Origin of the sequence: Lelliottia sp. F153 (assembly GCF_002870005.1) — a bacterium.
Taxonomy (GTDB): Bacteria; Pseudomonadota; Gammaproteobacteria; order Enterobacterales; family Enterobacteriaceae; genus Enterobacter; species Enterobacter nimipressuralis.
This window is the reverse complement of the sequence record NZ_PKFT01000008.1, coordinates 159,749-172,935: the sequence shown is the minus strand read 5'-3', so window position 1 is coordinate 172,935 and position 13,187 is coordinate 159,749. Positions and strand designations below refer to the sequence as shown.

Annotated in this window: 10 protein-coding genes and 2 tRNA genes; 6 read left to right on the top strand and 6 right to left on the bottom strand. The window is 49.6% G+C overall.

Annotated features, from left to right (window positions below):
• Positions 1-65 precede the first annotated feature (65 nt).
• Together oppA and F153LOC_RS17295 are read right to left on the bottom strand one after the other, a co-directional pair.
• The gene (gene oppA / locus F153LOC_RS17305) at positions 66-1,700 is read right to left on the bottom strand and encodes an oligopeptide ABC transporter substrate-binding protein OppA (protein ID WP_102103882.1); all 1,635 of its coding nucleotides are present in this window, start codon (positions 1,698-1,700) and stop codon (positions 66-68) included.
• Positions 1,701-2,472: 772 nt separating this feature from the next.
• The gene (locus F153LOC_RS17295; protein ID WP_102103884.1) at positions 2,473-3,120 is read right to left on the bottom strand and encodes a YchE family NAAT transporter; all 648 of its coding nucleotides are present in this window, start codon (positions 3,118-3,120) and stop codon (positions 2,473-2,475) included.
• 486 nt (positions 3,121-3,606) lie between these two features.
• Here F153LOC_RS17295 and adhE point away from each other — a divergent pair, with 486 nt between their 5' ends.
• Complete coding sequence (adhE, locus tag F153LOC_RS17290) at positions 3,607-6,288, top strand: bifunctional acetaldehyde-CoA/alcohol dehydrogenase (protein WP_100779936.1); 2,682 nt, start codon at positions 3,607-3,609, stop codon at positions 6,286-6,288.
• An 81-nt stretch (positions 6,289-6,369) separates the two neighbouring features.
• Here adhE and tdk read toward each other — a convergent pair whose 3' ends face one another.
• Complete coding sequence (gene tdk / locus F153LOC_RS17285) at positions 6,370-6,984, bottom strand: thymidine kinase (RefSeq protein ID WP_100779935.1); 615 nt, start codon at positions 6,982-6,984, stop codon at positions 6,370-6,372.
• A gap of 549 nt (positions 6,985-7,533) precedes the next feature.
• Between tdk and hns the strand changes: the two genes are divergently transcribed.
• Positions 7,534-7,947, top strand: a complete 414-nt coding sequence (gene hns / locus F153LOC_RS17280; RefSeq protein WP_008502781.1) for a histone-like nucleoid-structuring protein H-NS — start codon at positions 7,534-7,536, stop codon at positions 7,945-7,947.
• A gap of 198 nt (positions 7,948-8,145) precedes the next feature.
• On the opposite strand, the gene galU is transcribed toward hns, so the two are convergent.
• The 3 genes from galU to rssA form a co-directional block, all read right to left on the bottom strand.
• Positions 8,146-9,054, bottom strand: coding sequence for a UTP--glucose-1-phosphate uridylyltransferase GalU (gene galU / locus F153LOC_RS17275; protein WP_100779934.1), 909 nt, complete (start codon positions 9,052-9,054; stop codon positions 8,146-8,148).
• A 197-nt stretch (positions 9,055-9,251) separates the two neighbouring features.
• On the bottom strand, positions 9,252-10,265 hold the full coding sequence (gene rssB / locus F153LOC_RS17270; protein ID WP_102103885.1) for a two-component system response regulator RssB: 1,014 nt from the start codon (positions 10,263-10,265) through the stop codon (positions 9,252-9,254).
• Between the two features lie 88 nt (positions 10,266-10,353).
• On the bottom strand, positions 10,354-11,256 hold the full coding sequence (gene rssA / locus F153LOC_RS17265; protein ID WP_102103886.1) for a patatin-like phospholipase RssA: 903 nt from the start codon (positions 11,254-11,256) through the stop codon (positions 10,354-10,356).
• A 115-nt stretch (positions 11,257-11,371) separates the two neighbouring features.
• On the opposite strand from rssA, the gene F153LOC_RS17260 reads away from it, so the two are divergent.
• The 4 genes from F153LOC_RS17260 to F153LOC_RS17245 all read left to right on the top strand — a co-directional run bounded on the left by F153LOC_RS17260 (position 11,372) and on the right by F153LOC_RS17245 (position 13,072).
• The gene (locus F153LOC_RS17260) at positions 11,372-11,830 is read left to right on the top strand and encodes a YchJ family protein (RefSeq protein WP_100779931.1); all 459 of its coding nucleotides are present in this window, start codon (positions 11,372-11,374) and stop codon (positions 11,828-11,830) included.
• Positions 11,831-11,877: 47 nt separating this feature from the next.
• The gene (purU, locus tag F153LOC_RS17255; protein WP_100779930.1) at positions 11,878-12,720 is read left to right on the top strand and encodes a formyltetrahydrofolate deformylase; all 843 of its coding nucleotides are present in this window, start codon (positions 11,878-11,880) and stop codon (positions 12,718-12,720) included.
• A 156-nt stretch (positions 12,721-12,876) separates the two neighbouring features.
• Positions 12,877-12,961 (top strand) — tRNA-Tyr (locus tag F153LOC_RS17250).
• A 26-nt stretch (positions 12,962-12,987) separates the two neighbouring features.
• A tRNA-Tyr gene (locus F153LOC_RS17245) sits at positions 12,988-13,072 on the top strand.
• Positions 13,073-13,187 lie beyond the last annotated feature (115 nt).

The window sequence follows — 13,187 nt, the reverse complement described above, 5'->3', positions numbered from 1 at the left end:
GCCGTGTATATTGTGCGATGAATTAAGACACGGTGGGGCAAATAACTTTGCCCCACGGTTTGCCATTAATGCTTAATGATGTACAGATCTTTGGTGTAGATGTTATCCATCGGATCTTTGCCGGTATAACCGCCAACCCATGGTTTCACCAGACGCGCGTTTACATAGTAGTAAACCGGTACAATCGCAGAATCCTGACCCAACTGCTGTTCCGCTTTGTCGTACAGTGCAGTACGCTGCGCTTCGTCAGTCACTTTCAGCGTATCTTTCATGATCGCGTCAAAGGCCGGGCTCTTATAGTGCGCGGTGTTCATGGAGCTGTCAGACAGCATGGTGTTCAGGAAGGAAGTCGGTTCGTTGTAATCCGCACACCAGCCCGCACGCGCCACGTCATAGTTGCCCTGATGACGGGTATCCAGGAAGGTTTTCCACTCCTGGTTCACCAGCTTCACATCCACACCCAGGTTTTTCTTCCAGATGGAGGAAGCCGCGATGGCCAGTTTTTTGTGCAGATCGGAGGTGTTGTACAGCAGGTTAAACGTCAACGGTTTATCAGCGGTGTAGCCTGCTTCAGCCAGCAGTTTTTTCGCTTCTTCGTTACGTTTTTCCTGAGTCCAGGAGAACCACTCTGGTTTGGTCAGTTTCGCACCGTCAGTATATGGCGGGGTATAGCCGAACGCAGGCAGATCGCCCTGTGCTTTTACTTTGTTCACGATGATGTCGCGATCCAGACCCAGCTTCAGCGCGGTACGTACGCGAGCGTCATTGAATGGCGCTTTCTGGTTGTTGATTTCGTAGTAATAAGTACACAGATACGGGTCAACGTGAACTTCGGTCGGGATCTCTTTTTTCAGTTTCTGGAACAGTTCGATCGGCAGGTTGTTATAAGTCATGTCGATCTCACCGCTGCGGTAGCGGTTTACGTCGGTGACTTCAGACGAGATCGGCAGATAGGTAATCTGATCGACGATGGTTTTCGCGTTATCCCAGTAGTTGGTATTACGCTCCATCACGATACGCTCGTTAACCACCCAGTCTTTCAGCTTGTAGGCACCGTTGGTCACGATGTTCGCTGGCTGAGTCCATTTCTCACCGAATTTTTCGATAGCGGCTTTGTTGACCGGTGACATGGCCGGGTTAACCAGCAGTTTGTAGAAATACGGAACAGGTTCGCTCAGGGTCACTTCCAGCGTGTGGTCATCAACCGCTTTTACGCCCAGCTCAGAAGGTTTCTTTTTGCCGTCGATAATTTCATCAACGTTCAGGATGTGACCGTACTGCGGATAGCTGGCGTACGGGGATGCGGTGTTTGGATCCACCAGACGCTGCCAGCTGTATACGAAATCTTGTGCGGTGACAGGTTCACCGTTGGACCATTTTGCGTCTTTACGCAGGTGGAATGTCCAGACTTTAAAGTCTTTATTATCCCAGGATTCAGCAACGCCCGGGATCGGGTGACCGTCTTTAGTGGAGGTAATCAGCAGGCCTTCAAACAGGTCGCGGCTGATGTTTGCTTCAGGAACGCCTTCAATTTTGTTCGGATCCAGTGACTGTGGCTCGGCGCCATTGTTGCGGATCATGGTTTGCTTTTCTGACAGTGTGACACCTGCAGGTACATCAGCAGCCATTGCCATATTACCTGCGATTAGCGCAGTGAAAATTCCTGCGGCAATCAGACTTTTTTTTGTGATGATGGACATTGTGTTGATACTCCACTCATTATAATTACTGGTTTTAATGCCAGCCTGTTTATTTCCCCTAAGGGGTCCTGAACAACGCAGGAGTTTAGCTGCTGTCAGGTCGTTTACTTCTTGCTATCACCGACTGTACTTATTACTGGTGGCTCGTTTGGCCGCCTTGCGTCGATTCTTAACACGCCTCCCCTGTTTTGAGGCGTGTGATGTCTCGTTGAGATGAGCGTTATATTTGAAAATCATTCTCATCTGGAAAAGTGCGTTGGCAAAATATAAGGCCGGAAAGTACCAAATGGCTTAATTTCGCGCCAATACATTTTGCAAATTTGTTAAGCAATTCTCTTTTACGGGGAGTCCCGTTTTTCTGGGGGGCGTCCTGCCACACATCAAAGGTAAAGAAACTACCAAATATTCAATGTGATAGAGAGTTTTCTCTCGCCAACCGCTGTGCTGTGGTCACCTCGGTGGGTTTTTGTACAAAAAATTAACAACTGATTATTATTTAGCACATTCGTCTAGGGGAATGTTGAAATTACTAATATCATTTCAGTTATCGCACAGCAAGCCCCAGAGTATCGTGTGAGTAAAATAACAGAGTGTTTGCGCGGTTTATGTTCAGGTCGAGTGACAGGATAAAACTAACTTACTGAAATGTAAGAAAACATATTTATTAGCAGAATTTATTATGTCTTGTGAAGTTTTCAACTTTATTTATATGATTTGCTGATAATCACGAAAAAAAACGGAGCCACTGGCTCCGCTCTTTCATATGAAAACGTTAATTTAGTAACCCAGGGAAAATACTTTTTAGCCCGGTCACAATAAATTCGATCCCAAGCGCCATCAGCAACAGGCCCATAATACGGGTAATAACGTTAATGCCGGTCTGCCCCAGCAAACGCACCAGCCAGGGTGCAATTCGGAAAACGCCCCAGCAGCAGAGGGCAAACAGCGCAATCGCCACCGAAAAGCCAACCAGATGCACCCAGTTGTGGTAGCGGGTTCCCCAGACGATGGTCGAGCTGATTGCCCCTGGCCCGGCCATCAATGGCAACGCCAGCGGCACAACGCCGATACTTTCGCGCACCGCCGTTTCTGATTTTTCCTGCTTGTTCTGTTTATCCTCACCCAGCTTACCGCTGATCATCGACATGGCGATAGTCACCACCAGGATGCCGCCGGCGATACGGAAGGAGTCGATGGAGATGCCAAAGATTTGCAGAATCGAATCACCGAGGAAAAGCGACGTCAGCAAAATGATGGCCACCGACAGGTTTGCAGTCAGGTTGGTCTTATTTCTGGCAGCCGCCGTCTGGTAACTGGTCATACTAATGAAGACAGGAATGATCCCGACCGGGTTCACCAGCGCGAACAACCCGATAAAAAACTTAAAATAGGTAGAAAAATCAAAGAGCAATGGGGTCACAGTTAGCTCCGTAAATCAGCATGGCCCAGGCGACAGAATAAAGGGATAAAAACCGCGCTGAAGATACGCTTTTTATCAGCATACTTCACCAGAAATCTGCGCCAAAACGCTATGATTTTCATGTGTTATGTATTTGTGTAAGCAATGATAGTTTTGATTCCATTACTTTTGTAATTATTTAACACTTGATATGATTGTGCGAAATACCCGTGCTGAAAGGTATCAGCTTCGGTGTAAATTGATTTAGATCATGTTTTTCGTACTCAGAAGTGAGTAATCTGGGTGACACCAAAAGGGAGAGAAAGAAACAAAAAGGGATGATGCTAAAGTCAGGCTCTTTTAGTAAGTTAGTGCAAAGCGTTAACAGTAAACGAGACTAAACCTTTGTTTTACTGTGTGTTAAGCAAGTACTGGCACCTCGTCTATAATGTTGTCGTATCGAGCGCTGGTTTACTAAAAGAGTTTAAACATTATCAGGAGAGCATTATGGCTGTTACTAATATCGCTGAACTGAACGCACTCGTCGAGCGCGTCAAAAAAGCCCAGCGTGAATATGCCAATTTCACCCAAGAACAGGTTGATAAAATCTTCCGCGCCGCCGCACTGGCTGCTGCAGATGCTCGAATCCCTCTCGCTAAAATGGCCGTTGCCGAATCCGGTATGGGTATCGTAGAAGATAAAGTGATCAAGAACCACTTTGCTTCTGAGTATATCTACAACGCCTATAAAGATGAGAAAACCTGTGGCGTGCTGGCTGAAGACCACACCTTCGGTACCATCACCATTGCAGAACCTATCGGTATCATTTGCGGTATCGTTCCGACAACTAACCCGACTTCTACCGCGATCTTCAAATCTCTTATCAGCCTGAAGACGCGTAACGCCATCATCTTCTCCCCACACCCACGTGCTAAAGATGCGACTAACAAAGCCGCTGACATCGTACTGCAGGCAGCCATCGCTGCGGGTGCACCAAAAGATCTGATCGGCTGGATTGACCAACCTTCTGTTGAACTGTCAAACGCACTGATGCATCACCCGGACATTAACCTGATCCTGGCGACCGGTGGCCCAGGCATGGTTAAAGCAGCATACAGCTCTGGTAAACCAGCAATCGGCGTAGGCGCAGGTAACACCCCTGTTGTTATCGACGAAACGGCTGATATCAAACGTGCTGTTGCTTCTGTCCTGATGTCCAAAACCTTCGATAACGGCGTTATCTGTGCTTCTGAGCAGTCCGTTGTTGTGGTTGATTCTGTCTATGATGCGGTGCGCGAGCGCTTCGCAAGCCACGGCGGCTACCTGCTGCAGGGCAAAGAGCTGAAAGCGGTTCAGGACATCATCCTGAAAAATGGCGCACTGAACGCCGCCATCGTTGGTCAGCCAGCTTACAAAATCGCTGAACTCGCAGGTTTCACCGTACCCGCTACCACTAAGATCCTGATCGGTGAAGTGAAAGTGGTTGATGAAAGCGAACCTTTCGCACACGAAAAACTGTCCCCTACTCTGGCGATGTACCGTGCGAAAGACTTCGAAGACGCTGTGGTCAAAGCAGAGAAACTGGTGGCAATGGGCGGTATCGGTCATACCTCTTGTCTGTACACCGACCAGGACAACCAGCCAGAACGCGTGAAATTCTTCGGCGACAAAATGAAGACCGCACGTATTCTGATTAACACCCCGGCTTCTCAGGGTGGTATCGGTGACCTGTACAACTTCAAACTCGCGCCTTCCCTGACTCTGGGTTGTGGTTCATGGGGTGGTAACTCCATCTCTGAAAACGTTGGTCCTAAGCACCTGATCAACAAGAAAACCGTTGCTAAGCGAGCTGAAAACATGTTGTGGCATAAACTTCCGAAATCTATCTACTTCCGCCGTGGCTCTCTGCCAATCGCGCTGGATGAAGTGATTACTGATGGCCACAAACGTGCGCTCATCGTGACTGACCGTTTCCTGTTCAACAACGGCTATGCAGACCAGATCACCTCTGTTCTGAAAGCGGCTGGCGTTGAGACTGAAGTTTTCTTCGAAGTAGAAGCTGACCCAACCCTCACCGTTGTTCGTAAAGGTGCGGAACTGGCGAACTCCTTCAAACCGGACGTGATCATCGCGCTCGGTGGCGGTTCCCCAATGGACGCCGCGAAAATCATGTGGGTTATGTACGAACACCCAGAAACGCACTTCGAAGAACTGGCGCTGCGCTTTATGGACATCCGTAAACGTATCTACAAGTTCCCGAAAATGGGCGTGAAAGCGAAAATGATCGCCGTCACCACCACTTCCGGTACCGGTTCTGAAGTGACTCCGTTTGCGGTTGTTACCGACGACGCAACCGGTCAGAAATACCCACTGGCTGACTACGCGCTGACTCCAGACATGGCTATCGTTGATGCCAACCTGGTGATGGATATGCCGAAATCACTGTGTGCATTCGGTGGTCTGGATGCAGTGACTCACGCCCTGGAAGCTTACGTTTCTGTACTGGCATCTGAGTTCTCTGACGGTCAGGCACTGCAGGCTCTGAAACTGCTGAAAGAAAACCTGCCAGCGTCTTACAACGAAGGGTCTAAAAACCCGGTTGCTCGTGAGCGTGTGCACAATGCTGCGACTATCGCAGGTATCGCGTTTGCTAACGCCTTCCTGGGTGTATGTCACTCCATGGCGCACAAGCTGGGCTCTCAGTTCCACATTCCTCACGGTCTGGCGAACGCCCTGCTGATTTCCAACGTTATCCGCTATAACGCGAATGACAACCCAACCAAGCAGACTGCATTCAGCCAGTACGACCGTCCAATGGCTCGTCGTCGCTACGCTGAAATCGCAGACCACCTGGGTCTGAGCGCTCCTGGTGACCGTACCGCTGCGAAGATCGAGAAACTGCTGGCATGGCTGGACAGCATCAAAGCTGAACTGGGTATTCCTAAGTCAATCCGTGAAGCGGGCGTTCAGGAAGCTGACTTCCTGGCACACGTTGACAAGCTGTCTGAAGATGCCTTCGATGACCAGTGTACTGGTGCGAACCCGCGCTACCCACTGATCTCCGAGCTGAAACAGATTCTGCTGGATACCTACTACGGCCGTGAGTTCCATGAAGACAACGCTGTTGCAGTGAAAACTGAAGCACCTGTTGTTCTGAAAGCTGACAAGAAAGTGAAGAAAAACGCTTAATTGCTTAGCCCAATAAAAAACCCGCCTCGGCGGGTTTTTTTATGTCTGTTGATTACTCTACAAACAAAGGGGAATAAGCTGTTATCGGCGAGAATTTTCCTGAATTGCCGTCAGTGAGCCGACAACCAGCGCTTCTTTATAATGCTTGCGGCATACCGAGATATAACGCTCGTTGCCACCAATCACCACCTGCTCCCCTTCTGCGTAAGGTTTCCCTTCCTGATCAAGACGAAGCACCATACTGGCTTTACGGCCACAGAAACAGATAGTTTTCAGTTCCACCAGCTTATCTGACCACGCCAGTAAATACTGGCTGCCAATAAACAGCTCTCCACGGAAGTCGGTGCGTAAACCGTAGCAAAGCACGGGAATATCCAGCTGATCGACCACTTCAGATAACGCATGAACTTGCTCGCGGGTCAGGAACTGGCTCTCGTCCACCAGAACGCAATGTACCGGCTTCTGCGCGTGTTCTGTGCCGATATCTTTTAGCAGGTCAGTCTCTTTATTAAACAGCGTTGCAGGCGACGACAGGCCGATACGCGAGCTCACCTTTCCGGCACCAAAGCGATCGTCAATCTCGGCGGTGTAAACGATAGCGCGCATACCCCTTTCTTGATAGTTATAAGCCGACTGTAGGAGCGCCGTGGACTTCCCTGCATTCATTGCGGAATAGTAAAAATAAAGTTGTGCCATTGGTCGTTAAACCCTAATCAATGTGTAATATTCCCGATGGTTGATTGTACCCTATTTTTCCCCCTTTCTCAGCGACGCTACGCACAGACTCAGCCTGAGAAGTAAAGTCAGGTTCCGGACGAAATGAGAAAATAGCATGTTAAAACAGGCAGTAATCTCACCTGGACGTCATAAACCCTGACATTTCAACTTAAGCAAATCCTGATTTTTATAGTGGAATCAGCCGGCTTTAAAATTCAGTATTTATTAACTATCGGTGCGGTTAAACGGCTTTATGGGAGTAATACAAAAGGTTGATATTTATCCGGGGTAACTATAAGCGGTTAGAGATTTGTCACAAAACTAAACACTCTGGCCATCAGTTTATCCCATTAGCAGGGATATCAAATCCGTCTTTGGCGTAATGAAATTTAAGTTAGCGTCATTAATAATAGCGCCAGATATTAACTCTTTTTTGAATTCCTTACATTCCGACCTATTGCACATCTGAAATTATCACTCTATTATTAGGACAACAAACCAACCCAATATAAGTTTGAGATTACTACAATGAGCGAAGCACTTAAAATTCTGAACAACATCCGTACTCTTCGTGCGCAAGCAAGAGAATGCACCCTCGAAACGCTGGAAGAAATGCTGGAAAAATTAGAAGTTGTTGTAAACGAACGTCGTGAAGAAGAAAGCGCTGCTGCTGCTGAAATCGAAGAACGCACTCGTAAACTGCAGCAATATCGCGAAATGCTGATTGCAGATGGTATCGATCCAAACGAATTACTGAACAGCATGGCTGCTGCTAAGACCGGTACTAAAGCTAAACGCGCTGCTCGCCCGGCTAAATATAGCTACGTTGACGAGAACGGCGAAACTAAAACCTGGACTGGCCAGGGCCGTACCCCAGCAGTAATCAAGAAAGCCATGGATGAGCAAGGCAAACAACTGGACGATTTCCTGATCAAGGATTAATCACCCCGCCTTCAGAAAAATCCCGTTTATACGGGATTTTTTATGCCTGTAATTTACCGCCGAGATATCTTCTTACACCCCGTCATATAGCCACATCTATTAGTGCCAACTTCCTTACATACCCTCGGTGCCGGTATCAGGCATAAAAAAACCGGTGGAGTAAGACTCACACCGGTTTCGACCATCACGGGGGGCAGATTAGTTTTTAATACCCATGGTCTCTTTCAGCCAGGCTTTAAATTCTTCGCCCAGTGAGTTATGGCGAATACCATATTCAACGAAAGCCTGCATATAACCGAGTTTATTACCGCAGTCATGGCTCTTGCCTTTCATGTGGTAGGCTTCAACGGTCTCTTTTTCGATCAGCATATCAATGCCATCGGTCAGCTGGATTTCGTCGCCAGCGCCCGGAGGGGTTTTCGCCAGCAGTGGCCAGATCTCTGCGCTCAGCACATAGCGACCAACAACCGCGAGGTTAGACGGCGCCACATCGGCTTTTGGCTTCTCAACCACACCGACCATTGGCACGCTCTCACCTGGCTTCAGATCAACGCCTTTGCAGTCCACAACGCCATACGCAGTCACGTCTTCAACAGGTTCAACCATGATCTGGCTGCTGCCGGTTTCGTCAAAGCGACGAATCATGTCGGCGAGGTTGTCCTGAGAGAGGTCTGATTCGAACTCATCGAGAATCACGTCTGGCAGAATAACCGCGACCGGCTCATCACCGACAACCGGATGCGCGCACAGCACAGCGTGTCCCAGGCCCTTAGCCAGCCCCTGACGCACCTGCATGATGGTCACGTGAGGTGGGCAGATTGACTGAACTTCTTCCAGCAGCTGACGTTTAACGCGTTTTTCCAGCATGGCTTCAAGTTCAAAACTGGTATCGAAATGGTTTTCGATAGAGTTTTTGGACGAATGGGTCACCAGCACAATTTCTGTAATACCGGCAGCAATACATTCATTGACGACATACTGGATTAATGGCTTATCGACCAAAGGCAGCATTTCTTTCGGAATTGCCTTTGTGGCCGGTAGCATCCTGGTTCCCAATCCCGCTACCGGGATAACGGCCTTTGTAACTTTCGAATTTAGGGCAGCCATTGAAATCTCCTGAACTGTTCAAGTTTTGAACTTTATGCATTGAATAACGCGACAAGTATATCAGTCTCGTTCAGTAAACCGGGTCTGAAAAGGGCACGTTACCCATCAATTAGGATAAATACGTATCAAACTGGCAGTGATAGTAGCACTGCCGTTAAAACGAAGGTAAAGCTATCTGACGAATAAAATTCAACTGCTTATTCCGTGGACAACATTAAGCGTAAACGCCCACCTGCTCCCCAAATTTGACACTGCCAGGACGCGCAGCGGTGACTTATTTGATTAAGATAAGTCGTACCCAGCGTACCTAAAGGAACACCATTGCTGACCTGAATATGATGCTCACCGGTATTCAGCGTGGCGTTTAGACCCGCAGAGACCAGAATGAGATTTTTTAATTCGCTATGGTAATAACCGACTAACAGCGGAAACTGTCCGGGCAAATTGGCCTGACGGAAAAGATGGTTCACCTGTTTCAGCAATGCCCCTAATTCAGGAAGTCGTTGCCCCTGATGGGAGAGTTGTTCTTGTAACAAACCGTTAAATAATGCCCGCAATAATAATGCCGCTAATACCCCGTTATCACCCGCTCTCGTCACATCGAGGCAATAAAATGCCAGGTCAACATCCGATAACGGTGCAATATCAAGCACCAGGCCGTGCTGATCTGCGGCAACAAGTTGTCGATAGTTAATTCTGCAATGCGATATATTCTGCTGAACCGGTGGCTGAAGTTCTTGTAAAAGCTTAGCAGCAGCATGGGGATTACTGACCAGCGCATCCCAGTCCTGGAAAAGGCGCTCTTCTTCCTCGACGCGGGAATTAAACATATTCGGATAGAGGCAGGCGAAAACTGTTTCCCGCAGACGGTTCAAATCTTTAACCGGCTTCAGGAGCACATCCTGCACGCCGAGACGCAGCGCTTTGGCGATATCGGCCATATTTTCGGTCGCTGAGATCACAAGGATAGGCGTCTGGTCACCTTCATTGCGCAGATGCTCCACCAGTTTAAGCCCGTTCATGCGCGGCATCGCGATATCACAAATCATCAGATCGGGCTTGGCTGACGCCATTTTTTCCAGCGCATCCACCCCATCAACGGCCAGTATGGTCGTTGCGCCCAGCGAACTTAACCACGAATCCATCAGCGAACGGAAAACGGGCTCGTCTTCGACTATCAGAATCTGTTTTCCTGCCAATGGCTGTGTCATGGTCTCTCCTCTGGCAGACGATAAATCAATAGTGGCATGCTATTGGTACTACCGCCTGTCAGATTTTGCTGAAGTCTTCAAAAAAGGGCTAAGCTGTCGCTCGCACCAAAGGTAACAGTTCGTCCATTTTTTTCTCAACAGCCAGTGCTCCGGCGGCGATCGCCGCATCTGCGCGATGGAAGTCGAGTGTTGATATTTGCGGACAGAATGGCTGAATCAGAATATCCGGAGGATCACCCGCCATTCGATTTCGCTTCAGGCGATTCTCCAGTACCTGAATAGAAGTGGTCATGATCTCCATTGCCGTCGGCGCGGAGACCATCCGGCGCGTCGTTGCACGCCCTAAACGCTCACGCAGGCGCTTATGCCAGACCAGCTTTTCGTTTTCCGTTTCGTCGTTCTGGAGATTCACCGGCATTAAATCTTGTTGCATCAGGTGGGCGTCATGCTGCAAATCGACGGCGATAACAATATCAGCGCCCATCGCGCGGGTCAGCGAGATCGGTATTGGATTTACCACGCCGCCATCCACCAGCCAGTAGCCATTATGAGGAACCGGTGCCATCAGGCCAGGAATACTGCAAGATGCACGAACGGCAAGGTGGATATCCCCCTCGGTGAACCAGATTTCCCTGCCCGTGCTGAGATTGGTTGCCACGGCGCCAAAGGGCATCTGGCAATGGTTGAAGTCATCCAATGGCATGATTTGGCGGAACTGGTTAAACACGCGCTCACCGCGCAGCAGGCCGCCGCGTTGCCATGAAAGATCCATCAGGCGCAGTACGTCCCAGTAGCTAAAGGAACGCACCCACGTTTCAAGTTCCGGCATTTTACCGCACGCGTAGGCGGCACCCACCAGCGAACCAATTGAACACCCTGCTACAAGATCAACATCGACACCCAGTCGTTTTAGCGCGTTAATCACGCCAATGTGCGACCAGCCCCGGGCTGCACCTGATCCCAGCGCCAGACCAATTTTTACCTTTCTCATTAGCCCTGTTTGACTTCCCCTGGATTCCTAACGTAGCGTCATCGCTACTGCTCAGTTAACATAGTGCCACCTGGGCGTTTAAACGCCGTGACTTTTTTATTCCAGGAAGAGAATTGTGTCTCAACTCTGCCCCTGTGGTAGCGCCCTCGAGTATAGCCTATGTTGCCAGCGATATCTTTCTGGCAACCTGGTTGCACCCGATCCATCACACCTAATGCGCTCCCGGTATGCTGCTTTTGTGATCAAAGACGCAGACTACCTGATTAAAACCTGGCACCCCTCGTGCCACGCCGCTGACTTCCGCCAGGAAATTGAAGCCGGATTCGCCAATACGCAATGGCTCGGCCTGACGCAGTATGAAACCGCCCCCGGCAGCACGCCCAATGAAGGTTTTGTCAGCTTTGTTGCCCGATTTATCGAGCACAATAAGCCTGGCGCCATCATCGAACGCTCCCGGTTCATACTGGAGGGCGGACAGTGGTACTATATTGATGGTACTCGTCCGCAGTTTGGTCGTAACGACCCCTGCCCCTGCGGTTCAGGTAAAAAATTTAAAAAGTGTTGCGGGCAATAACGCCTGACCACAAATAACAAGCAAACACTCAACAGGATTTCCTCGCGATGCAATCATTACAACGCAAAATACTGCGTACCATTTGCCCGGACCAGAAGGGTTTGATCGCCCGTATCACCAACATTTGTTACAAGCATGAACTGAACATCGTGCAGAACAACGAATTTGTGGATCACCGCACCGGCCGCTTCTTTATGCGCACCGAACTGGAAGGGATCTTTAACGACACCACCCTGCTCGCCGATCTCGACGGCGCGTTACCGGAAAACTCCATACGTGAACTGACCCCTGCCGGGCGTCGTCGCGTGGTGATTCTGGTCACCAAAGAGGCCCATTGCCTGGGCGATCTGTTGATGAAAGCCAATTACGGTGGTCTGGACGTCGAAATTGCCGCGGTAATCGGCAACCACGATACCCTGCGCACTCTGGTTGAGCGTTTTGATATTCCGTTCGAGCTGGTGAGCCATGAAGGCCACACCCGCGAAGAGCACGACGATTTGATGGCTCAGGCCATCGAAGCGCACAACCCGGACTACGTGGTGCTGGCGAAGTACATGCGCGTGTTGACGCCGTCATTCGTTTCCCGCTTCCCGAATAAGATCATCAACATTCACCACTCGTTCCTGCCGGCGTTTATTGGTGCGCGTCCTTATCACCAGGCCTACGAGCGTGGTGTGAAGATCATCGGTGCAACCGCCCACTATGTAAACGACAACCTGGATGAAGGCCCGATCATCATGCAGGACGTGATTCACGTCGATCACACCTACACGGCGGAAGACATGATGCGTGCCGGACGCGACGTCGAGAAGAACGTGTTAAGCCGCGCGCTGTATCAGGTGCTCGCCCAACGCGTCTTCGTTTACGGTAACAGAACGATTATTCTTTAATCCTTTGTGAAATGAATTGATTAGCTTTGCGCCTTTACGGGTAAAAAGCAGACAAACGAATCGTTTTCATCAAAGGAATGCTTTACAGGGGCGCGTCATTTGATATGATGCGCCCCGCTTCCAGCAGGAAGCAGGCCAGTAAAAGCATTACCCCGTGGTGGGGTTCCCGAGCGGCCAAAGGGAGCAGACTGTAAATCTGCCGTCATCGACTTCGAAGGTTCGAATCCTTCCCCCACCACCATCTCAACGCTCAAGCATCATACCCCTGGCGGGGTTCCCGAGCGGCCAAAGGGAGCAGACTGTAAATCTGCCGTCATCGACTTCGAAGGTTCGAATCCTTCCCCCGCCACCATCTCGCAGATCAAATCCCAACTTTACTGTTCGCGCAATATTCCAGCCCTCTACTCTTCTCCATTAAATATTTACCAGACTTTCACACACCTGCTCTTCTCTCGTGGTAATTCGTT